This is a genomic window from Guptibacillus spartinae (genome assembly GCF_028610625.1).
Taxonomy (GTDB): domain Bacteria; phylum Bacillota; class Bacilli; order Bacillales; family Guptibacillaceae; genus Guptibacillus; species Guptibacillus spartinae.
Genome location: NZ_JAQQWU010000003.1, coordinates 415027 through 437824, shown reverse-complemented (window position 1 = coordinate 437824; position 22798 = coordinate 415027). Strand labels below are relative to the sequence as shown.

Annotated in this window: 23 protein-coding genes and 1 riboswitch; of the genes, 4 read left to right on the top strand and 19 right to left on the bottom strand. The window is 40.6% G+C overall.

Features of this window, described 5'->3' with window-relative positions; genetic code table 11:
- Nucleotides 1–6: 6 nt before the first annotated feature.
- Nucleotides 7–2238, bottom strand: coding sequence for a ribonucleoside-diphosphate reductase subunit alpha (locus tag PQ511_RS08795; RefSeq protein WP_273851516.1), 2232 nt, complete (start codon nucleotides 2236–2238; stop codon nucleotides 7–9).
- Between the two features lie 134 nt (nucleotides 2239–2372).
- A riboswitch (cobalamin riboswitch) is annotated at nucleotides 2373–2547 on the bottom strand.
- Nucleotides 2548–2765: 218 nt separating this feature from the next.
- On the opposite strand from PQ511_RS08795, the gene PQ511_RS08790 reads away from it, so the two are divergent.
- On the top strand, nucleotides 2766–2888 hold the full coding sequence (locus PQ511_RS08790) for a hypothetical protein (RefSeq protein WP_273851514.1): 123 nt from the start codon (nucleotides 2766–2768) through the stop codon (nucleotides 2886–2888).
- Between the two features lie 5 nt (nucleotides 2889–2893).
- On the opposite strand, the gene PQ511_RS08785 is transcribed toward PQ511_RS08790, so the two are convergent.
- The 6 genes from PQ511_RS08785 to PQ511_RS08760 all read right to left on the bottom strand — a co-directional run bounded on the left by PQ511_RS08785 (nucleotide 2894) and on the right by PQ511_RS08760 (nucleotide 6732).
- Complete coding sequence (locus PQ511_RS08785; protein ID WP_273851513.1) at nucleotides 2894–3856, bottom strand: sensor histidine kinase; 963 nt, start codon at nucleotides 3854–3856, stop codon at nucleotides 2894–2896.
- A 78-nt stretch (nucleotides 3857–3934) separates the two neighbouring features.
- Nucleotides 3935–4219 (bottom strand): hypothetical protein, encoded by a 285-nt coding sequence (locus tag PQ511_RS08780; protein WP_273851512.1) that lies wholly within the window; start codon nucleotides 4217–4219, stop codon nucleotides 3935–3937.
- On the bottom strand, nucleotides 4206–4922 hold the full coding sequence (locus PQ511_RS08775) for a response regulator transcription factor (protein ID WP_273851511.1): 717 nt from the start codon (nucleotides 4920–4922) through the stop codon (nucleotides 4206–4208). Before PQ511_RS08775 ends, PQ511_RS08780 begins: the two co-directional genes overlap by 14 nt.
- 92 nt (nucleotides 4923–5014) lie before the next feature.
- Complete coding sequence (locus tag PQ511_RS08770) at nucleotides 5015–5161, bottom strand: hypothetical protein (protein ID WP_273851510.1); 147 nt, start codon at nucleotides 5159–5161, stop codon at nucleotides 5015–5017.
- Nucleotides 5145–5543: a hypothetical protein gene (locus PQ511_RS08765; RefSeq protein ID WP_273851509.1), complete on the bottom strand. Its 399-nt coding sequence runs from the start codon at nucleotides 5541–5543 to the stop codon at nucleotides 5145–5147. The genes PQ511_RS08770 and PQ511_RS08765 overlap by 17 nt, the downstream gene beginning before the upstream one ends.
- 103 nt (nucleotides 5544–5646) lie before the next feature.
- Nucleotides 5647–6732: a mechanosensitive ion channel family protein gene (locus tag PQ511_RS08760; RefSeq protein ID WP_273851508.1), complete on the bottom strand. Its 1086-nt coding sequence runs from the start codon at nucleotides 6730–6732 to the stop codon at nucleotides 5647–5649.
- 113 nt (nucleotides 6733–6845) lie between these two features.
- Between PQ511_RS08760 and PQ511_RS08755 the strand changes: the two genes are divergently transcribed.
- Nucleotides 6846–7721: a DUF4349 domain-containing protein gene (locus tag PQ511_RS08755; RefSeq protein ID WP_273851507.1), complete on the top strand. Its 876-nt coding sequence runs from the start codon at nucleotides 6846–6848 to the stop codon at nucleotides 7719–7721.
- Nucleotides 7722–7732: 11 nt separating this feature from the next.
- On the opposite strand, the gene PQ511_RS08750 is transcribed toward PQ511_RS08755, so the two are convergent.
- Genes PQ511_RS08750 through PQ511_RS08730 form a run of 5 tightly spaced genes read right to left on the bottom strand, consistent with a single transcriptional unit; the run spans nucleotide 7733 to nucleotide 11453 of the window.
- Nucleotides 7733–8674, bottom strand: a complete 942-nt coding sequence (locus PQ511_RS08750; RefSeq protein ID WP_337957748.1) for an ABC transporter permease — start codon at nucleotides 8672–8674, stop codon at nucleotides 7733–7735.
- Between the two features lies 1 nt (nucleotide 8675).
- The gene (locus PQ511_RS08745; RefSeq protein ID WP_273851505.1) at nucleotides 8676–9602 is read right to left on the bottom strand and encodes an ABC transporter ATP-binding protein; all 927 of its coding nucleotides are present in this window, start codon (nucleotides 9600–9602) and stop codon (nucleotides 8676–8678) included.
- 1 nt (nucleotide 9603) lies between these two features.
- A complete protein-coding gene (locus tag PQ511_RS08740; protein WP_273851504.1) occupies nucleotides 9604–10302 on the bottom strand; it encodes an ABC transporter ATP-binding protein in 699 nt (232 codons plus the stop codon).
- Nucleotides 10299–10679: a GntR family transcriptional regulator gene (locus PQ511_RS08735; RefSeq protein WP_273851503.1), complete on the bottom strand. Its 381-nt coding sequence runs from the start codon at nucleotides 10677–10679 to the stop codon at nucleotides 10299–10301. Before PQ511_RS08735 ends, PQ511_RS08740 begins: the two co-directional genes overlap by 4 nt.
- Before the next feature lie 3 nt (nucleotides 10680–10682).
- Nucleotides 10683–11453 carry a hypothetical protein gene (locus tag PQ511_RS08730; protein ID WP_273851502.1) on the bottom strand — a complete coding sequence of 257 codons (771 nt, stop codon included), beginning with the start codon at nucleotides 11451–11453 and terminating at the stop codon, nucleotides 10683–10685.
- Between the two features lie 188 nt (nucleotides 11454–11641).
- On the opposite strand from PQ511_RS08730, the gene PQ511_RS08725 reads away from it, so the two are divergent.
- Entirely contained in the window at nucleotides 11642–12619 is a 978-nt protein-coding gene (locus PQ511_RS08725) for a class F sortase (protein ID WP_273851501.1), read from the top strand.
- A gap of 58 nt (nucleotides 12620–12677) precedes the next feature.
- On the opposite strand, the gene PQ511_RS08720 is transcribed toward PQ511_RS08725, so the two are convergent.
- The 7 genes from PQ511_RS08720 to PQ511_RS08690 form a co-directional block, all read right to left on the bottom strand.
- Nucleotides 12678–14087, bottom strand: a complete 1410-nt coding sequence (locus PQ511_RS08720) for an alanine/glycine:cation symporter family protein (protein WP_273851500.1) — start codon at nucleotides 14085–14087, stop codon at nucleotides 12678–12680.
- Between the two features lie 205 nt (nucleotides 14088–14292).
- Nucleotides 14293–14931: an SDR family oxidoreductase gene (locus PQ511_RS08715; protein ID WP_273851499.1), complete on the bottom strand. Its 639-nt coding sequence runs from the start codon at nucleotides 14929–14931 to the stop codon at nucleotides 14293–14295.
- 82 nt (nucleotides 14932–15013) lie between these two features.
- Nucleotides 15014–16060 (bottom strand): GGDEF domain-containing protein, encoded by a 1047-nt coding sequence (locus tag PQ511_RS08710; RefSeq protein ID WP_273851498.1) that lies wholly within the window; start codon nucleotides 16058–16060, stop codon nucleotides 15014–15016.
- Between the two features lie 187 nt (nucleotides 16061–16247).
- Entirely contained in the window at nucleotides 16248–17351 is a 1104-nt protein-coding gene (locus PQ511_RS08705) for an NADH:flavin oxidoreductase (RefSeq protein WP_273851497.1), read from the bottom strand.
- A 181-nt stretch (nucleotides 17352–17532) separates the two neighbouring features.
- On the bottom strand, nucleotides 17533–18000 hold the full coding sequence (locus PQ511_RS08700) for a divergent PAP2 family protein (RefSeq protein ID WP_273851496.1): 468 nt from the start codon (nucleotides 17998–18000) through the stop codon (nucleotides 17533–17535).
- A 143-nt stretch (nucleotides 18001–18143) separates the two neighbouring features.
- Nucleotides 18144–20063, bottom strand: coding sequence for an endonuclease MutS2 (locus PQ511_RS08695; RefSeq protein ID WP_273851494.1), 1920 nt, complete (start codon nucleotides 20061–20063; stop codon nucleotides 18144–18146).
- A 412-nt stretch (nucleotides 20064–20475) separates the two neighbouring features.
- Nucleotides 20476–21243, bottom strand: a complete 768-nt coding sequence (locus PQ511_RS08690; protein WP_273851493.1) for an SDR family NAD(P)-dependent oxidoreductase — start codon at nucleotides 21241–21243, stop codon at nucleotides 20476–20478.
- 196 nt (nucleotides 21244–21439) lie between these two features.
- Between PQ511_RS08690 and PQ511_RS08685 the strand changes: the two genes are divergently transcribed.
- Nucleotides 21440–22792 (top strand): alanine/glycine:cation symporter family protein, encoded by a 1353-nt coding sequence (locus PQ511_RS08685; RefSeq protein ID WP_273851492.1) that lies wholly within the window; start codon nucleotides 21440–21442, stop codon nucleotides 22790–22792.
- Nucleotides 22793–22798: the final 6 nt, after the last annotated feature.

The following is a 22798-nucleotide window of genomic DNA, read 5'->3' as shown; positions in this document are numbered from 1 at the left end:
CCTCCTTTAGCTTGCGCAGCTTTCACAGTCATTGATTTCGACCGAAGTGCTCCTAGTGTAATACGTTGTCTTCAACCCTTTTCTCCATGCTGTCATATGAATGTTGAGCAAGTCCTTTGCTTTCACCGTGCTTTGTACATAGATATTAAATGAAATGGACTGATCGACATGGCGCTGTCTGGCCGCATTTTGCTCAATACTCCACAGCTGATTAATGTGATACGCCGATTTGTAATACCAGGTTGTTTCAGGGGATAGGTCAGGTGCTGTTACCGGAATTTTATAATTCTTCTTTTCCTCTGAATATTCTTTTTGGAAAATCGGATCAATCGAGGCAGTCGATCCGGCTATTAAACTCGTTGAACTGTTTGGCGCAACAGCCAGTAAATAAGCATTTCTAACTCCAGTTGTATGAACCTTTTCTTTCAGTACACGCCATTTTCCGTTCGTATAACCGCGCTTTGCAAAGTACTCGCCATTTTGCCAATCAGAGCCTTCAAAAAGTGAATAACTTCCTTTTTCAACAGCAAGTTCATGACTCGCCTGTATCGTTAAATAATTAATCGTTTCATATAGTTCATCTGCATATTTTGCCGCTTCATGACTTTCCCAAACGATCCCCTTTTTGGCAATTAAATGATGCCACCCAAATGTTCCAAGACCGATGCTACGGTATTTCTCATTTGTTAGCTGTGCTTGAGGAACTTCAATGGTGTTAATGTCGATGACGTTATCAAGCATTCTTACCTGAATTGGAATTAACCGTTCAAGCGCATCTGCCGTCACAGCACGCCCAAGATTGATACTTGATAGATTACAAACGACGTAATCACCTGGCTTTTTCGTAATGATAATTTTACCGTCTTTCGTAATCTCCTCTTCAACGGTCGTCGCACTCATATTTTGCATAATCTCGGTACAAAGGTTTGAAGCATAAATCATCCCAGCATGCTTATTTGGATTTGTGCGATTAACCGTGTCGCGATAGAACATATATGGCGTCCCTGTTTCCAATTGGGATTTCATGACACGCTTCATAATCTCAATCGCTGGGACGGTTTTTCTTGATAGTTCAGGGTGATTCACGCACAACGCATATTTCATGCGAAATTCTCCTGCACCTTTTTCATTATCATAAGCATCTTCAAGAGAGAACCCCATCACCTGACGGACTTCATGTGGGTCAAATAAATGCCATTCTGTCCGGTCTTCTACCGCTTCCATAAAAAGGTCTGGAATGCAAAGGCCGGTAAAAAGGTCATGCGTCCTCATGCGTTCATCTCCGTTATTAAGTTTGGCATCAAGGAATTCAAAAACATCTTTGTGCCAGACATCGAGGTAAACCGCAACAGCGCCCTGGCGCTGACCTAATTGATCCACGCTAACGGCTGTATTGTTTAGTTGCTTCATCCAAGGTAAAACACCTGATGAATTCCCTTTAAATCCTTTGATATCACTTCCACGGGAACGGATTTTCCCGAGGTATGCGCCAATCCCACCACCATTTTTTGATACAGTTGCGACGTCCGTATTGCTGTCGTAAATGCCTCGGAGGCTGTCATCCACTGTATCAATAAAGCACGAGCTAAGCTGACCGTAACTTTTACCAGCATTTGAAAGGGTGGGTGTCGCTACAGTCATGTAGAGATTTGATAGTGCCCAATAAGCTTCTTTAATGAATTTCAGTCTCTTTTCTTTTGGTTCATTCATCATCAGCGTCATTGCAATGATAAGAAAACGTTCTTGTGGTAATTCATAAACATTCTTCTCATGATCGGTCGCAAGATAACGATCTGCAAGTGTGCGAAGCCCAATGTATGTAAAGAGACGGTCTCGGTTTGGAGCGATTAGACTTGCAACCTGTTCCACTTCATACTTCGAATAAGATTGAAGAAGAGCTTTGTTATAAATGCCTTCCTGTGTCAGCAGTTGAAGAAGACGGTAAAGGCTTCCTTTTCCATATACTTCTTTTTCATTTCTGTTATGAAGAGAATTCCGATAAAGCGTACGAAGATGAAATGCCGCCGCAACATAGGTCCAGTCAGGCTCTTCTGCGGTTATTCGTTCTAAAGCATTTAAAATAACGATATTCTCAACCTCTTCTTGGGCAGCGTTCTCTTTGACGGTCTCTATTGTTTTCTCAAGGAAGTTTTCACTTGTCTGCAAAGAATAGTCATTTAGAATACCTTTTACTTCCTCTATCAGTGTTGTTACATTCGTACCGATCACTGTGCTCATAAATCTCTCTCCTTTTTATTCCATTATAAAAGGCTCACCCTTAACAGAGTGAGCCTGGAGAAATCGACAAGTTAGACGTGCACATATGTACACATTTCCGATGCCATCTCTCACCCTCAATCCCCGAAGAATAGAAACGTTTTGAGTACACGGCAGGTCTACTGGCTTGTGCTTCGTCCTTGGCAAACCTTCCCGGAAATGACTCCAGTGGTTTTTTGCCTCGTCCACACGACAGTTGCGGGGACAGCTCCGGATTCAGACCGGATTCCCTTTTAAGTCGTTTACGACACCGCATACTCAACTATTTATTTTTAGAAAAAAACCATATATAGTGTAATAAATCACCTTATACCACTAAATATTGATAACACTATCTTACATGACCCTTCTTTTTTACACAAGCTCTATTGTTACATTGACGAGAATTTATTTCAACTTTTAAGACAAACACCTATCACAATCACTTCGTTGAAGCATATATTGTTAACACCTAAAAAAGTTTCCTTAAGGAAAGAAAGGTGAGTTTGATGAAAAAAACGACATGCTTTAAGAAGCTCGCCGGTTACACACAGCTGTGTCAGAAATTCGGTCTTCTAAGTGAAGAAGAAAGCAAAGAAATCCTTCAAAAATTAAACGAACATAAAAATTAATAACTTCATCCATGTAGCAAAGGAAGCGTAATGACAACCCTTCCTCCCTTTTTATGAATTTCAGCGTAAATTTCGCCATGATGCTTTTCTACAATCGTTTTTGTGATGGCTAAACCGATTCCAGAGCCAGACTGATCTCCTGTATAAAACCGATCAAAAACGCGACCGGGGTTCTCTCCAAATCCAGTACCATCATCTTGAATTTCGACTGTAACCTGACTTTCATCTTTCCACATACGAATTTCGATTAGGGATGAAGCGAATCGAAGGGCATTGCCAAGAATATTCAAGAAAGCTTGCTTCATTTTGTCTACGTCCACCCTCGCTTGAATTTCAGAATCGCCATCATACTCGAGCGTTAATTGATTTTGATAGGCTAGTGGTTTTATAGCTGTCATCGCTTCTTGAAGGATACGGTTTATATGAACGAATTCATAGGTGAAAGACTCTTCTACCGTTTCTAACCTTGTTAAATAAGATAGATCTTGCACGATCTTTTTGAGTCGTTGTGTCTCATTCACGATGACTTGGAGGCTATGCTCCACTTCGTTTCCGACAATCACTTCGTCTAGAATTCCTTCCGCATTCCCTTGAATCGCCATCAAAGGGGTTTTAAGTTCGTGAGAAGCATTTTGAAGAAATTCCTTTTGATCGAAATCATTTTTACGTAGCTGATCCGTTAGTTCTTCGAAAGTTTGTGCTAGTTCATTAATTTCATCTTTTGATTTAAGTTTCAGTGGAGGATTCGGCTTTCGCATACTAAATCCTTTCATGTGATCTGCTAACAGTCGAATGGGTCCCGTTATGCCTCTTTGCATCCAGACAGCCAGGAGGACTGCAACCGCCGCAGAAACGAAGAGACTAAGAGCCTGTGCCTGCTCGATAATGCGGTTGAAATCTTCCAAACTCTCTACCTTTGTAAAAAGGACAAGTCGGCCAATTTGCTCACGTGAGGCATTGATGGGCACTTCCTCTGTGATAAATAACTTTCCTTTGTTTTCCTCATACTCGAGCTGAACATCTTCATCGACATTTGCATAAATCGCCTAATCATTCTTGCTGTAAATAATAAACTGAGATGAAATGAGATTACCCGCCATCTCAATTCTTCTACGATCCAGTAAGCCATTCGGGGGCTGCTTCCCTTTCCAATTTCGTTCTTCAAGCATCTGGCTAATTTGAAGGCCTTCTTTCTGAAGCTGGTCCCTCGCTTCACGAACAAGGTATTCTTGAAAAAGGTAGCGAAATGAGACCGTCGTAATGAGAAGAATCACCACGATTAAACTAACGTAGCTAAGAAATAATTTTGTCGCGATTTTAACTTTCCTCATCGATTTTATATCCATACCCCCAGACCGTAACGATTTTCACATCTGCACCAACCATCTTTTTACGCAGTCGTTTCACAAGATCATCAATCAGCCTTCCATCTCCTGCATAGTGATAGCCCCAGATTGTTTCAATTAACTTTTCTCTCGTGAATGGCTGTCCAGGGTTCTGAATAAGAAAAGCAAGTACATCGTATTCTTTCGGTGTTAATACAAGTTCCTGATCTTCTATAAAGACTTGTCGCTTTTTCTTATGCAACTGCACATTCTTTACATTGATTACAGAGGAATTCACTTCAAGTTCTACTCGATTCACTCGTTTAAATAGGTTCTTGATCCGCACAATAAGTTCACGTGGGCTAAATGGTTTTGTTAAATAATCATCGGCCCCAAGTTCAAGTCCTAGGATCCGATCCAGCTCTTCATCTCTTGCCGAAACAACGATGACCGGTATAAAAGAATCCTTTCTTAATCTTCGCAGCAGTTCAAGCCCATCGATATTAGGCATCATAATATCCATAACCAATAAATCGGGTTCAGTCGTTTCAAGAGCACGTAACACTTCCGCTCCGTCCTGATAGGTTGAAACTGTAAACCCTTCTTTCTTTAAATACTTTTCTAAAATATCACTAATGTTTTGTTCATCATCGATAACAAAAACGTGTGGCATTTCTTCCCCCCGTTCTTTAACCCATACTTCCTTCATATTCTAGCCTACGCTTCTCTCACAGTAAATCCGTCTACGTAGTGCTGACGCAAACAAAAAAGATAGGGAAAGCTCCCTATCTCTCATCATAACTAGCTAAGCTTTTCTATTAACTGATCGAGTACTTCATTTTTTTGTTTCACCAGTTCAGAAGCCTGTTCTCTGTTCGCTTGCATTTCTTTATGAGCCTCTTCACGTGCGGTTTTCTCTTCTTCCGTTAACTCAGGGGCGTTCCCCACTATCTTTCCATTCTTGCATGTTCGCTTCTTTTTCTTTATGCGCAGCTTCGGCTTTTTCTTTCAAAGCATCCAATTGAGTATTAAGATCGGCAAGCTCTTTTTGAAGTTCATCCACCCCATCTACACTGGAAGCATCCTGGTCAAGCAAGAGATCAATGAGCTGATCTTTCTTTTCAGACGTTGCCATGCGGAGCTCACGATCTTCAGAATGGTCTTCAACGTGACCTCTTTTTCCATGATGACCTCCAGGACCTGCCAGTTCATCATTTTGTGATGGAACCGATTCGTCCATTTCCGTATCGCTATCCGCTGCATAAACGTTTGCTCCAGCAATTCCTCCCGCAAGCATCACCGACGCGACGCCAATCATCCATTTGTTCATTTTCATCATTCTCCCTTCATAGGTAGGTTCTTACATGTCCTATTATGGACAACAACCTACGAAGAAATTTGTAAGAATGATGTGAAAACGATGTGAGTTTCCGCTATCGCTTTGTTAATTGCTGAATCACTTTTTCATCTAAGCTTCGCACATGTAAATCACGCTGTGGAAATGGAATTTCAACATTGTTTTCTGCAAGGATCCGATTCATCCGGAAATTCAAATTGCTTTTTGTTTCTACTGCTGCTTTTGGGGATGAAATCCAAATGAACAGTTGAAAATCTAATGACGAATCACCAAATCCTAGAAAATTCACAAAAGGCGGCGGCGTTTCAAGAACATACATCGAGTTTTCCTTTTCTTCTTTCGCGACTTCTAGAAGAAGCGTTCTTACAAGCTCTACATCAGATCCATATGCCACGCCAATCGGCAAAACAAGCCGTAGCCTTGAATCACCGTAGGAATGATTCACAACTTGTTCTTCAATAAAATAGGAGTTCGGCATAATGATTCTTTCATTATCAAGCGTACGTATAATTGTTGCTCGCATATTAATTTTTTCAATGTCACCGATAATATCGTTAATAATGACCCGATCGCCTACTTTAATTGGCCTTTCAAATAAAATAATTAACCCAGAAATAAAGTTATTCGCGATGTTCTGCATGCCAAAACCAATTCCTACCCCAAGCACACCTGCAAAGACGGTTAATGCACTAAGATCAATCCCTACTGTTGTTAAACTAATGAAGACCGCTACGACCATTAACGTATAGTGAAAAATGCGATTAAAGGTAAATTGCAATCCTGTATCTAAACTATACCGATCATAAACGGGGGGCATCAGGAAGGACGTTGCGATTTTTGAGATTCGGTTCGCAAGCGTAATAATGAATAAAGCAATTAAAATAAGAAAGAGAGAAATTTCTACCTTTCCGATGGCAAATAAAGGGCTAAACATCCAGCTGTTATCAGAGAAATAAAGTAAGACGAACAGCAGTATGGCGTAACCTGTTGTCCAATTGATAAAGGAAAGAAATGCTGGACGGATTCCATTTGGATAGATCTCTTCTTTTTCCCTTTTTGTAAGCCATAATTTGATTAAAAATCGAATAAGAAAAAGACCTAGTATAACTGAAATGGTGATGACCAAATCAATAACATTCGCATTTTCAAAGATTGAAAGCACAAAAGGCAACTCCTTTTTTGAGTCAGTTACCTTTTATCATATCATGGAAATTGTAACCTAAGCAGTTCACATCCCGTCTATTTCATAAATAACTGAAGCGGGGGGATATGGCTATGAAAAGATGGCTTTTTGTAATCCTTACTTCTATTTTAATGCTAGCTGGATGCAGTTTAAGTGAAGAAAGCAGCTCCAGTGATCAGGGTGCTGAACCTCCCACTGTAGAGCATAATGATAGTGGAGAAGCAGACGAAAACAGGCAGTCTGATGAAGAGAAACAAGAAATGCCTCCATTGCAAAAAGAACGCAAAGTGATTTTTAACGCTACCCTTTCCTTAAACGTAGAAGATTTAACACAGGCGATTGATGAAATTAAGAACTCGACCAAACGATTTGAAGGATATGTTGTGGAGGAAAACACTTTTTCAGAGGAGAACACCTTTACTGGATCAATGACCATTCGAATCCCCCAATCACAATTTGACGCTTATCTACGTAATGTAGAAACTCTCGCAAAAGGAGCCCCGCAAAAGTCGATTACAAGTAGGGATGTAACGGAAAATTACGTCGATCTTTCTTCACGATTAAAAGCAAAAGAAGCTGTTCAGAAAAGACTGGAGTCGTTCTTAAACGAAGCTACTAATACAGATGACCTGTTAGCGATATCCAATGAACTTTCTCGTGTCCAGGAAGAGGTGGAACAGCTGAAAGGGCAAATCAATTATCTCGCTAATCAAAGCGATTATTCTACTGTAACCATCTCACTTGAACAAAAGAAACGAGCAGTTTCATCAATTGGAGAAAAGGATTTCGAAACACTTTCTGAAGCCAAAAATCTCTTTATAACTACATCAAACGGGCTCCTTGCTTTTTTCTCTAAAACAATCGTTCTACTAATAGGTCTTTCTCCTATTCTTTTACCTCTTCTAATCATCGTTTTATTTTTCTTATACCATTTTCGAAAAAAGTCCAAACAAAAAGCCGGTCGATGACCGGCTTTTTCCTATGCAGCAACATCTCGTTTTGTGAAAAGAAGCCATGATAAGAATAAGAAAACGATAAAGTAGACGAGCAAAGTGACTAAAGAGAAGCCGAGCGTCATACTTTCGATAAGCGGCGAACCATCGAAATAGACACTTAAATCTGTATTAGCAAAAAGAATGTATTTCACCCAATCGTACTGACTTAAAATAAACGTCAGTTGACTGCCTGTAAACATTAAGAAAATCGCAAGTCCGATCGCAAGAGATGAACTTCTGAAAATACTTGATAGCATAAACGCAAACGTGACCATCATAAGCAAATTCACGCTAGCAAGTGCATATTCAACGATATAATGAACCGCCATACTCGTTTCTGACACTTCCCCACCCGAATAAGTGAGGTATGGTTGATCCACGGCATCAAAACCAAGGAATAGCCCGCCGATGATAAATGAAGAGATGTATAAAATCACAAGTGAGAATAGTGCAAATAGTAGGGTTGCTATAAACTTAGAAGCTAGAATTTTCGTCCGTGAAGCCGGTCGAATTAATAGAAGCTTGATGGTGCCCCAAGAATATTCACTCGCAATCACACCAGCGCCGATAATGATCGTGAAGATGGAAATTAAGCTCACAACGCCAGTAGAGCTATCCATAAAGCTCCAAATGGAATCACTCGCTAAAGGAGGAATATCATTTTCCAATCGATATTCGTTAATCGCAATCGAACGTTCCTGACTATTTTTGAAGGCTTTTGGCATCCCCTCTGAATCTTTTAGCGTTTCTTCAGATTGTTGAATGGTGCTTTCAGCATCCGTGCGCCAGTTTGAGGTCTCATCACTTGCATTCATATTGGTAAAGATGGCTGTTACAAGAACAGCTGCCACCACAAGGCCAATCATTACCCACGTTCCAACTCTTCTGTAAATCTTCATGTTTTCATTTTGAATTAAATGTACCATACTAGACAACCTGTTCACCTCCAGTAACTTCAAGGAACACATCTTCTAATGTTTTCACAGAGGATTGAATACCGTAGACCCGGACACCTTTTTCTACAAGGACGGCTGTTACCTCTGGAATAAGCTCATGCTCGATTTTAATCGTCAACTTACGATCAGCCTGTTCAATCTCACAATCAGGAAAATTCGCTTTAACAGCATGAATCGCATGTTCCACGGGATCGACTTCAAAAGAAACCATAACGGCATGATCATTCTTAACAAAGTCGTTCACCCGCTGCACATCGACCATTTTTCCAGACTGAATAATACCAATTCGGTCACACATCAATTCGATTTCTGATAATAAATGACTTGATACAACGACAGCAACGTTTTCTTCTCTTGCAAGCGTTCGTAGGTATTGTCTGATTTCCCGAATACCGGCAGGATCTAGGCCATTTGTTGGCTCATCAAGAATAAGAAGCTTAGGACGATGAAGAAGGGCTTGCGCAAGTCCAAGGCGCTGCCTCATTCCAAGTGAATAACCTTTCACTTTTTCATTGATGCGACCTTGTAATCCAACCAATTGAACGACTTCTTGAATCCGTTCTTTTGAAACCCCTTTTACCATTCGAGCATAATGGACAAGATTTTGATAACCCGTTAGAAATTTGTACATCTCAGGATTTTCAACAATGGCCCCTACTTTAACAATCGCATTCTCGTAATCTGTCTTAATACTACTTCCATCAATGAGAACTTCCCCTTCTGTCATTCTCATCAGTCCAACCATCATTCGAATCGTTGTTGTTTTTCCTGCTCCATTCGGTCCTAGAAAACCAAACACTTCACCAGGATAGACATCAAATGAAAGCTGATCGATAATGGTTTTCTTTCCAATTACTTTTGTTAAATCTCGAATTTGGACAACTGGTTTTACTGACATATTACGCCTCCTCTAGGTACAACTTTTTTAACCAATCTACTATTCTCATACGATCTCTCTCGCGAATAGTTTCAACATCTTCAAGTGCTAGAACTTTTCCGTTTCGAATCGCAATAACCATTTCTAGCAATGGTTCAATTTCCGTTACTTCATGTGTGGTGATGATCACCGTTTGCTTTTCTAAATCAATAAAGGAAAGCAGTCCTTTGACAATCGAGTCACGCACCATCGGATCGAGACCTGATAGTGGCTCATCCATTAAAATAATCGGTACTTCTCTTGCCAGGGTGAGCGCAATCTTCAATCTGCCTCGATTACCTTTTGATAAATGTTTCACCTTTTGATTTATATCCACTTCCATGAAATCAATAATTTCATGCGCTTTTTCGATATCAAAATCCTGAAACTGCGTCGCAAAGAAGTGGATTGTCTCTTTCACTGAGAAGAAAGAATAATACGCATCTAACTCAGAAAGATAAGCCACTTTGTTGGCCGTCCTTCGTGAAGTTAATTCCTGGTCAATCATCACGTTTCCTTTAGACGGCGAAACGAGACCTGCAATCATTTTCATAAACGTGGATTTCCCGCTCCCATTTGATCCTACAAGACCAATAATTTTCCCTGTTGGAATGGATATACTCACGTCAGTAAGCGCTTGTTTTGTAAGATACCGTTTTGATACGTTCTCAAATGTAATCATGATTGATTCTCCTTTTCGTTTGTAACGTAAGTTCGAATACCATCAATCATATCTTCAGATGAAAAACCCATTTGCTTCATTTCCTCAATAAAATTCTGGATGTGGTTAATCTTAAGCTGTTCTCGAAGTTGGATCAGTTTTTCTTTTTGTTCGGTTACAAAGGTTCCCTGCCCTCGCTTCGTCTCCACGATTTCCATCCTCTCCAGTTCATTGTAGGTTCGCGACACTGTATTTGGATTAACACCTGATTGAATGGCCATTTCCCTTACCGAAGGGAGTTTTTCACCAGTTTTCCGTTCCCCCTTAATAATTTCCCAGCTAATGCGATCCACTAGCTGCAGGTAAATCGGCTTAGATGGATTAAATTCTTCTCCCATCCGTTACACCTCCACTTTTCGATCAAGTAACCAGCATGTTAATAGGAAAATGAGGACTAAAGTGATGAAGTCGAATACGACATTTCCAATCGGAAACGGAAAGGTTGAAACGGTTAAATCAAATTCTCGTTGACTAACTTCCATATTTAACGGTGAGGGCAATTGGACATATCCCCAGTCACTTAACCCTTTTGAAATGCTTGTTCCATCAAACCATGAACTTAACCAACTCATAAAACCGATCAGGATGAGGACAAAAAGAACCGCCCACCTGCCTATATACGTTTTCAATACCTGATAAAGCGTCCAATAGAACGTCAGCCATGTCCCCATATAAAGGGACCCAGCTACAATAACGGTTAGAAAATAGAATCCAAACAGCCATACGTTTTCGATTGGAAACTCAAAAACACTTGTCTCCAGGTTGTAGGCTAGTAAGGCTAATCCACTCACAATTCCCATTGAAATCAGGAGTGCGAGTAACCCATTTAGTATTTTCGCTCCAAGTAAGCGTGCTCCTGATTGCGGATTATGGAGCCATAAATGCAAGTTTCGTCCTTCTGTATTCAGACTAATTAATAAGTAGAGCGGTAGAAAGAAAACGTGTAGCCCTGTTAGTACGCCTCCTATAATGGCCGTTAAATATGGGACTTCCCATTTTGCTGATCCCAGATAGAAACCGATCATCACAAGTAAATCAAATGTGATAACGCCCAGTAGTAGAGTTCTTGTTACACGAAATTCTTTTCGTAACAGCCCACTCCAATTCGTCATTTTGCAACTCTCCTTATTGTATTGGTGTATTAGTTACATAGTACACCGATACTTACATAAGGTCAATCTTTTTTCTGGTTATTACTTTTGTTTATAAGTGATCCATTTTTCATTTCATTTCGTTAGCTATGTAAGAGCGTTGTCAGTAAAGGTTGATTAAGATAAATTGAATAAAAGAGGTGAAGAAGATGAGGAAGATTTTGTTGCTGGTCGTTGGTGCGATTATCTGGCTTGTCCTTGCTGGATATAATAATTATGTTGAGCCTGAAACGGTTCAGGAATTGGAAACAAATTCCTCAGAAGAAACACAGTCGAATATCGATGTAGAAGAAATGGAGAAGCCGGATGTTTTATCTGATGAATTCTTACTCCTAGATGATCAAAAGGAAAAAATCGAAAAAGCAAAAGCCTCTCAGGACGTTCAAGAAGGGATTGAACCGGTTCAATTAGAAATTCCGGCCATTGATGTAACAGCTGAGATAGAGAATGTAGGCGTTCTAGATAATGGACAAATGGGTGTACCAGAGGACATCAATAAAGTGGGCTGGTTTGAGCCTGGCTTTAAACCAGGTACAAAAGGAAATGCGGTTCTTGCCGGACACGTAGATAGTAAAACTGGGCCCGCAATCTTCTTTTATCTCGAAAAACTTTCCAAAGGGGATGAAATTATTTTAACTGGTCAAGATGGTGAAACAATGACCTTCGTTGTGACAGGGAAAGAAAGATACCCATACAATGATTCCCCAATCGAGAAAATTTTTGGACCAACAGATTCACGCACATTGAATCTCATTACGTGTGTCGGAACTTTTAATCGTTCGAAAGGAACACATGAAGAAAGGCTTGTTGTCTCTACTGAGTTAAAAGAAGAAAACCTTGATAAAAAGGAAGAAGTAAACCCTGATGAAGTTCCAGATGCTCCGACTAACCTCAGTGTGAGCGGAAACTTTTTATCATGGCATGCCGTTCGTGATGAAAATGTCGTCGGTTATCGAATTTACAAAGCGGATGCGTACGGTGTGTACAAGCAAATAGAGAGTGTATCAAACCTTGAACGTAAGAGCTTTGCCGATCCAGATGCTTCGAGCTCTTCCTACTATGTGACAACGGTTAATATCTTTGGAAATGAATCTGCACCATCCAAGAAAATAACGCCAGAAGAATAAGCAAAAGCCCAGCTGAATTTCAGCAGGGCTTTTTTCATGATGATCTAGAACGAGCTCACTAACTCGCTTTCTTCATTTCGTATTCAACAAGATAACGATTAAAGTAGTCGTCGGTTTCACTTTTAATCACTTTATAAAGCAATAATAGCGCAATTAAGTTTGGAATCATCATCAGGGCATTGGCCATGTCTGCAAAAGCCCAAACTGTTGTTAAATTCGCAACCGTTCCAATAAAACACGCGAATATATAAACAGCACCATAATATATCGTTACTTTTGTACCAACAAGATATTCAAAGCATTTATAACCGTACACATACCAACCAATAATGGTTGAGAAACCAAAGAATATAACCGAAAACGTGACGATATACTCGCCTATTATGCCGAGACTTGATCCAAATGCTGCGGTCGTTAACGCACCAGCCTCAAGGTTTGGATCATGCATTACTCCTGAGAGGTCTCCCCCGGTTGGATCCCAAAATCCTGTGATGAGGAGTACGAGTGCCGTCATCGTACAAACAATAATCGTCACGATGAACGTACCAGTCATGGCAACGAGCGCTTGCTTAACAGGGTGGTCCGCTTTCGCATTTCCTGCAATCAGCGCTGCTGTACCAAGTCCTGCTTCATTAGAGAAAATCCCTTTGGAAACGCCCGACTTCACGGCTTCCATTACGATTACACCAGAAAATCCTCCTACAGCCGATAGAGGAGAGAAAGCATACGTGAAGATTAATTTCATTGCAGGAATCACTGCATCAAAGTTTAGAATGATGATGATGACCGCTCCTACTATGTAGAGTACTGCCATAATCGGAACAAAAAATCCAGCTACAGAACTAATCCGTTTCACACCACCGAAAATAATAAGAGCCGTAAGTGCGGCAAGAATAACCCCTGTCACCCATCCATCAATGTGAAAACTTTCATCAACCACACTTGCAATTGTATTCGATTGAACACTATTCCCGATACCAAGTGAAGCAATGGCACCAAATAACGCGAACGAGATCGCAAGCCACTTCCATTTTGGACCGAGCCCTTTTTCAACATAATACATTGGCCCACCAGCATATTCACCGTTATCATTTTTCACACGGAATTTCATGGCAAGCAGGGCTTCACCATATTTGGTTGCCATCCCGACAAGGCCGACTACCCACATCCAGAAGATAGCACCTGGTCCACCGATCGTAATAGCCGTTGCAACCCCTGCAATATTCCCATTTCCAATCGTTGCTGCAAGAGCTGTCATTAACGCTTTATAGTTACTAACATCACCTTCAGCACTGCTATCCTCTTCTTTTTCTTTTGAAAATGCTAATTTAAAGGCATACCCAAGTTTTCGAAACTGCAGTCCTTTTAAAACCAATGTGAGAAAAACACCTGTTCCAAATAACAAAATTAGACTTGGTGCTCCCCACAGAACGCCGTTAATTTTCTCTAGCCATTCTAAGATGTTCATTCTCTCTACTCCTTTATGTTAACGCTTTCATGCACTGACCTATACCACATTATCATTAGTTCGCTTTCACCGCAATTTTTCCGTCGAAAAATGATGAAAAAGTCACTGATTATTTTTCTATAACGACGTCAGAAATACAAGGAGTAACATTATCCAACAGAAAAAAGAGACTTAACGGAAGTTAAGTCTCTCACAAAAATCAACTCTATAGCTGACCAATTGCATCACTTATGTTCAGATCACCGTCTAGAACCTCAAATGAACGATTAAACGTATGCTCATTCTCTAGCACTTCAGCGAGAACAGCAGCTACATCTTCGCGTGGAATTTGACCGGATTTGTCTTCTAATGTTTCAGAAGCGCGAATCTTTCCTGTACCAGGGTCATTAGAAAGGCGACCTGGACGAAGAATGGTGTACGTTAAGTTCGTTGCTTTTAAGTGCTCATCGGCACGTTTTTTGGCGTATAAGTAAGGCTTCATTTCATCTGGTCCTTTTTCTGGGTAATCGGACCCAACTGTACTTAGCATCACGAAGCGCTTAATGCCCTGTTGTTTTGCTTCATCAACAGCTTTAATCGCACCTTCCTGGTCAATCATAATCGTTTTATCGGCACCAGTATGTGGGCCAGAACCTGCAGCAAAAATGACCGCTTCACAACCGTACAGCGCTTGAGAGAAATCTTTCTCAAGATCACCGAGCACAGTTTTGCCTCCAGCATCTTCAATGGCTTTTACTTGATCTGTATCGCGAATCATCCCGACTGGTTCGTGACCGCGCTCTGCCAATTTCGTAATTAAATGTGTACCAACTTGTCCGTTTGCTCCAATAACAAGTACTTTCATGACAATTTTTCCTCCTTTAAAAACCTTAACACTTGTTATATTCCGCAAATCTAACTTTTTAAACCAACGAATGTGCAGAGCGTTAAAAACAAACCTGGTTTCGACCATTTTTCTTAGCTTGATATAGAGATTTGTCTGCTCGTTCAACCGATGCCATTAACGGCATTTGTTGGTCAATTTCAGCTAGTCCAATTGATACAGAAACATTTTTTATTTCTTCGCCCATTTCGGTAATGAATTTTCGCTCACTTAAACTTTCTTGCAATGTTTTCATGCGATAGTATGCCTCTTCCTTCGTTGAAGCTTCAAGCATAACAATGAATTCTTCTCCTCCGTACCGTCCAACGAGCCAATCTTCCTGTTCTGAAAGAAATGCAGCAAAGTCAGCAAGAACACGATCACCATTCAAATGACCGTACGTATCATTAATTTGTTTAAAAAAATCAAGATCAAGCATTGCTACCATTTTCTTTAGATGACTATCATGTTCTCTCGCTTTTCGAAGAAAACTTTTTAAGTTTAGAAGCCCGGTTAGCGAGTCGTGTTCAGCATAAAAACGAAGTTGCTCGCTCATCTCAAGGTTTTTTGTACTCGTTTGAATAAAGAAATACATAATCAAAGCAGACAGTTGAAAAGAAAGAAAACGAATAAAATAGGAATAGATCGTAACGCCATCTGAGATGATATAACCTAAAATTGCATCAGATATCAACCATATCCCAACAAAATAGAGGAAAAGATTTAAATAACTCAGATTTCGAAACAGCCGCTCTCGAATCAGGAGCGTCACAATTGTCGGAATCAACAAAGTAAAAAGAAGCTCCAACATAACAAACTCCCCTGGAAAAGCAAAGCGAGCCAGTGATGCAATAATGAGTACCGGCACACCAAGTTTATATCCGTGGTAAAGAACAAGAATAACCATTGGAATCGTACGCAAATCAAACCAATAGTCATTAAGAATGACGGGAAGTTGATAGAGGCAAATAACACCAATGACGACAATGAGCACATGAGCGATTGCCACTACTTGATTAGACCAGCGCTTTTGAAAAGCGAGGTAGTATACGCTTTGGATGCAAAGGTGCATAAATAATAAGATTGAGAAGTTAGCTAATAATGATTCCATCGACCGTGTCACTTCCATAAAAGTTATTTTTCCATGACTGTTCTTAATCGATTCTACACCTATCTTAGTATTTTGGTAAATAATAGTATGTAACTATTTTAGATAAGTCATAAAAAATCAAGTATCCCTCTACATAATGTAGAGGGATACTTGATGTAAAAGCTGTTCATACCTAGAACCGTTTCGCTTAGTATAACTTTTGCAAAGCTTCTTTATTAAATGGAAGAAGATCATCCGCGCGGCCATCACGTACTTTAGTTACCCACTCAGGATCCATTAATAGCGAGCGACCAATTGCTACAAGATCAAATTCTTCATTCTCTAGTTTTTCAATCAAACCATCAAGACTAGTGGTATTAGCTCCAGCAAAACTTGTGAATTCGCCATCAAGTCCAACTGAACCTACAGAAATAACTGGCTTACCAGTTAGTTTCTTAGTCCAACCAGCTAGATTTAATTCAGAACCTTCAAATTCTGGCTCCCAGAAACGACGTGTTGAGCAATGGAAAATATCAACTCCAGCTTCAACGAGCGGCGTTAGAAACTGATCTAACTCTTCAGGTGTCGTCGCGAGTTTCGCTTTATAGTCGTGCATTTTCCATTGAGAAAAACGAAAAATAATTGGGAAATCCGGCCCAACTTCACGACGGCATGCTTCAATAATTTCAACTGCGAATTGCGTTCTGCCTACAAGGTCACCACCATAGCGGTCCGTGCGTTGATTTGTCTGTTCATAAAAGAATTGGTCAATTAAATAGCCGTGAGCCCCATGGAGTTCAATTGCATCAAAGCCAAGTTGTTTCGCGTCTGCGGCTGCCTGAGCATATGCTTCAACAAGCTGTTCAACCTCTTCTGTTGTTAAAGGCTCATTTACTTTCTCACCGGATAGGGCTAGACCAGAAGGGCCAACCGGCTGTGCTTCTTCATTAGGGAGTTCACCCAATTTCCGAGTCATTCCAACGTGCCAAAGCTGAGGTGCAATCTTACCACCTGCTTCATGTACTTCTTTCACAACATTTTCCCAACCTTTAAGTGCTTTTTCACCATGGAAGACCGGAATACTCGCACCGGAAACGGATGAAGGATGGTTAATGCCAGTTCCTTCTGTAACGATTAATCCAACACCATTCTCAGCTCGACGACGATAGTATGCGGCTACATCTTCTCCAGGTACATTTCCTGGTGAAAAGCCTCTCGTCATCGGTGCCATAACCGTACGATTTTCTAAAGATAATTTTTCGCTATTGAACGTTTTAAATAACGCTTCAGTCGATTTTTCTGTATGGGTCAATTTAATTTCCTCCTCTATCCTTCGTGCCCTTCATATTATTTCAAAATCGCTTTTTAAATGAAAGCAATCTGTTTGAGTGATGTGCTGGTAGTATGATTAGTCATGAAAAATACTATTAATTCGGGGATCTCGTCATAACGAAAAAAACCATAGGCGAAGCGCCTATGGTTTCATTTTTCTACTATTTATTCTCAACTTTAGCCGAAATGAAGCCTAAAGTTGCTCCTAATATTGCGCCACCTAGAACTTCAACAGGCTGATGTCCAAGGAGCTCTTTCAACTCTTTATCTCTTTCTACAAACTGCATGCTTGGGTAATCGCCTGAGATCGTCGCCAGATTATCTTCTAAATCGTTTACGAGTGCAGCAATTTCTCCAGTATGACGCCGTACTCCCTGGGCATCATACATCACGATCACTCCAAAAATTGTCGCTAGGGCTGTTTCCGTATGACGAGACCCTTTGTTTGAAGCAATGTAAGAAGTAAGGGCCGCCACACCAGCGGAATGTGAACTAGGCATGCCACCGGTTGTCGCGACTTGCTTCAAATCCCACTCTCCTGTCAATTTCTTATGCGTTAAAATCTTCAATCCTTGAGCAATTGCGATTGACGATACGGCTGTTAAAATTCCTCTGTTCATTTTTTGCATCTCTCTCATCCTCCACTTTACGATCTTTTCTGCCCGAGCAGAATGTTCTAGTAGATGCATTACCCTTTTTACCGATATTTTACGCAGAGAGATTAATACTTTAGGAGAGAACCCCTTTCATTGCGGCTTATATCTACTTTTCGTTACTCTTCATAATCAATTTTCAACCCTTCCACATGCTTTCGATTCATTAATTTCTTTTTCTTTCTGTTCTCAACCGATTCAAAAAGAATATCAAAATCATAATTCTCCGGATACAGTTCACTTGCAGGAAGAAGGAGCTGTAAGCGCTTCGCGTGAATCGTCTCATTTTTGCCATTAATCATGACAATCACGTTCCCAAACTCATCGATCGGTTTATAAACGATTCCTTTTTCCTCTATAGAAGGTATCGCTACGCTGTCTCCAACGGCATACGGTTCAAAGTGCTTTTCAATTTGTACTTTTTGCCGTCGCGGTTGATCGACTTTTTTACTACTCAACTGTTGTTCATAGTGCCATTCGCGCTGATCTCCCCTAGCGTAAGTTTGCTTCTCCTGATACGTTATTTCATGTGCCCGTTCAATGATGGCAGGGTGCATGCCGAGCCGAAGTGCAATCGCAAATGCCTGACTTTCACCTGGTATCCCCATGCGCAACTTAAACGTTGGCCTTAAGGATTCTGGATCAAACTCCATCGATCCATTTTCAAAATCCGGATGAGCCGATGCAAAATTCTTCATCTCGCTATAGTGCGTCGTAGAAAGAATGGTTGCGCCGAGGCGATTTAATTGTTCTAAAATCGATACGGCAATTCCCATCCCTTCACCAGGGTCAGTGCCTGAACCAAGCTCATCTAAAATCACAAGAGCATTAGGGCCTGCATCTTGTAAAATGGTAATTATATTCGAAATTCGTGAAGAGAAGGTACTTAACGATTGTTCTATACTCTGTCCATCACCAATATCCACGAGAATAGCACCAAACATTCCAAACACAGAAGATTCTTCAGCAGGAATGTGTAAGCCACATTGCACCATCATCGCAAGAAGACCTACTGTTTTAATGGCGACCGTTTTCCCGCCAGTATTCGGGCCTGTAATGACTAAACCTTTATATCCTTTTCCAAGTTCAAGAGTTAGCGGAACGGCTTCTTTTGCTAACAAAGGATGACGACCGTAGCGTAGTTCGATCATTGGCTCAGTTGAGAGCTGAACGTGACTGCCATCAATCGCTACACTATATTTTGCTTTAGCAAAGATAGTATCATAATGCGTCATCGTCTCAATATTAATGGAGATTTCCTGAACAAATTGCTCCACTTGCCCTGTTAGTCTACTTAAGATTTTTTGTTCCTCCAAGTATTCGTCAGCTTTTAACTCGTTTAACTCCATTTGAACTTTTCGAACTTCCTCAGGTTCAATATATACGGTCGATCCACTTGACGATTGATCATGTACCGTTCCTTTAATTTGTTTACGATATTCCTTTTTCACCGCGACAACATAATGTCCGTTACGATCACTAATAATCGTATCCTGGAGAGCTTTTCGTTTCGATGATGAGCGCAGAAGCTGGTTGAGTTTCTCCTTCACCCTTTCTTCATATACAGTCATTTTCTTCCGAATTCTCCCTAACTCTTTACTCGCTACATCGTCAATCTCGCCATTTCGTATCGCTCGTTTCAATTCTTCTTTAAGATCCGTTAGTTCATAAAGAGAATGCACATAACTTGAAATCGTAGGAGCTAACCACTCTTTCCCTACCATAAACTGCTTCATTTTTCGTCCGCTTTCAATCAAATCAAGTACGGTTGTGAGCTGATCAGGTCGTAATGCAACTCCCTTGTTTAGTTGCTTCATTACTTGAATAATGCCATGAAGACCATGGAGAGGAACGCTTGAACTCTTTTGGATAATGGCTTTTGCCTCAGTTATTTCATTTAATCTGTTTTGCACCACCTGCCTATCATGTGAGGGTTTCATTTTCTGAATCTCCTCTTTCGCTTCTTCGGAAAGCGCATAGTGGGCGATCTCGCTCCGAATTTTATCAAATTCAAGTGTTTTCATCGTTTGTTCGTTCAATTTTTCTTCCTCCTAAATTGTTTTTTGTTTCTGAGATGAGGCATTCGTTCAATTAACATACATACACACCCTTTCTTCCAACGAAAAAAAGAGCTACAAATGAACACAGGTTCATTCGTAGCTCTTTCATAAAAGGGTAGACTTCCCCAATCCCATGCTTAAAAAAGCATATAAAAAGCCGCGCACAGGTGCGCAGCTGGAATGGTCGTCATCATTCATGAGCTTAATCTGTGTTCTTAACTAAATTGACAGAAGGCATAGTTAAATAAGCATCGTATTTATGCGTCTTTAAAAACCATACTGTCTATAAAATTACGTTAGTTAAGAATCACCGATAACATAAACTTTTCCCCTTTTTCTTTTCAGGTTACATTTATTATAAAGGAGGGCCTCCCTTCTTTCAAGCCCACATTTAAAAGGCGTGAGAAGTTGTCCCACCATCAATGACAAGGTTCTGCCCTGTCGTATAGCTAGAATAAGGTGAAGCGAGATAGAGAACTGCAGGGATTAATTCTTCCAACTGACCAATACGGTGCATTGGATTACTGTTGTTAATTTTATTCAAAAAAATTGGGTTATCAAGCGCTTTTTCGTTAAATGGTGTTTTGATGAAGCCGGGACTAATTGCATTCACGGTAATACCAAATGGTGAGAGCTCTTGTGCTAACTGCTTCGACAATTGGACGACTGCTGCTTTACTTGGACCATATGGGGTGGAGAATGGCAGACCAACTTCACTAGCCATGGATGCGATGTTAATAATCCGTGATTCCTGTTGTTCTTTTAAATCAGGAAGCACAGCTCTTGTCATCATATAAACAGATTTTACATTGGTTTCCATGACATCGTCCCATTCCCCTGGTTCCAATTCCTCGATGGACTTGCGTACCGTTTTCCCTGCATTGTTAATGAGAATGCTAATAGAACCTAGCTTTTGATGGATATCAGTTACTAATTCTTTTATCTGCTCTTCCTTTGTAACGTCACAAGAAAATGGAAGAACTTCTCCATGCGTCTCATTATTTATTTCTGTTGCCGTTTCATTCAGTACCGAAAACGTTCGTCCAATTAGAGCAACTTTTGCACCAGCTTCAGAGAGTGCCTGAGCCGCTGCTTTTCCAATCCCTCTTCCGCCGCCCGTAACGACAGCTACCTTGTTTGATAGATCAAAGTACTTCATATCCTATTCCTCCTCTACTATCTCTACCATACAAAAGAAATTTATTTTAATCGAACAAAGTGCATGAACGAACATTAGTAAGCGCTATTATCAATCATTCGACAACTTTCTGAAAAAAATTATTTTGTATTATAAAGGTTATTGTGGTAATTTGTTAGAATATTTAGTATTAACATACATAAAGGAGGAGTTCTTATTGGAAGCAGCATTAAGTAGTATTAGTGGATTTGTTTGGGGGTGGCCTCTCCTCGTTTTGCTCGTTGGAACGGGGATTTACCTCACAATTCGTCTTGGTTTTCTCCAATTCACCATGCTTCCATACGCGTTGAAGCAAGCCTTTACGAAGAAGCAAGACAAAACATCTGAAGGAGATATCTCACACTTTCAGGCGTTAATGACAGCACTCGCTGCCACAATTGGAACAGGTAATATCGCTGGTGTTGCAACAGCGGTTTTTGTGGGTGGGCCTGGTGCCGTCCTCTGGATGTGGATCAGCGCGCTGTTTGGAATGGCGACAAAATATGCAGAAGCCATTCTTGCGGTAAAATATCGCTCGGTGAACGCAAACGGTGAAATGTCAGGGGGGCCAATGTATTACCTGGATAAGGGTCTTAATATGAAATGGCTTGGTATGATTTTTGCTTTCTTTGGTGCATTTGCTGCGTTTGGAATTGGAAATATGGTGCAATCGAACTCGGTTGCTGATGCGGTCGCAACTTTTGGGATTGCGCCGTGGATTACGGGTCTTGTTCTTATGCTCTTCACTGGAATGGTTATTCTAGGTGGGATTAAAAGTATTGGTAAAGTAACAGCTTACTTCGTTCCAGTTATGGCCTTATTTTATGTTATTGGCGGATTAGTCGTTATCTTTATGAATCTTAATCTTGTACCTGCTGCTGTATCGCTTATTTTCTCAGATGCTTTTACAGGTGAAGCTGCTGCCGGTGGTGCGATTGGTGCCGTTATTCGTTACGGTGTGGCGCGTGGGGTGTTCTCGAATGAAGCTGGTCTTGGTTCTGCTCCAATTGCTGCTGCAGCTGCGAAAACCGATTATCCAGGACGGCAAGCTCTAGTATCAATGACTCAGGTTTTTATTGATACGATTGTTGTTTGTTCCATCACTGGAATCGCGCTCGTTATGGGAGATCTTTACGGAGGCGACCTGAATGGAGCTGCCTTAACAACGGCAACATTTGAAAAGTTTCTTGGCGTTCCTGGCGCACTCATTGTGACAATTGGACTTATTCTTTTTGCTTATTCCACTGTTCTTGGTTGGTCTTATTACGGAGAAAAATGCTTCTCGTATCTATTTGGAGACGCATCGATTAAATATTATCGATTTGTTTTCGTATTAGCCGTTTTTGTAGGAACAACTTTAAAACTGAATGTTGTTTGGCTACTTGCAGACATCTTCAATGGTTTAATGGCACTACCAAACTTAATTGGCCTACTCGGACTGTCAGGCGTTGTCGTTGCTGAAACAAAGCGCTTCCTAGACAAAGTCAAAGAAGAAAAACGTGAAGCACATTCTACAGGAGTATCAAATTAAAATGTG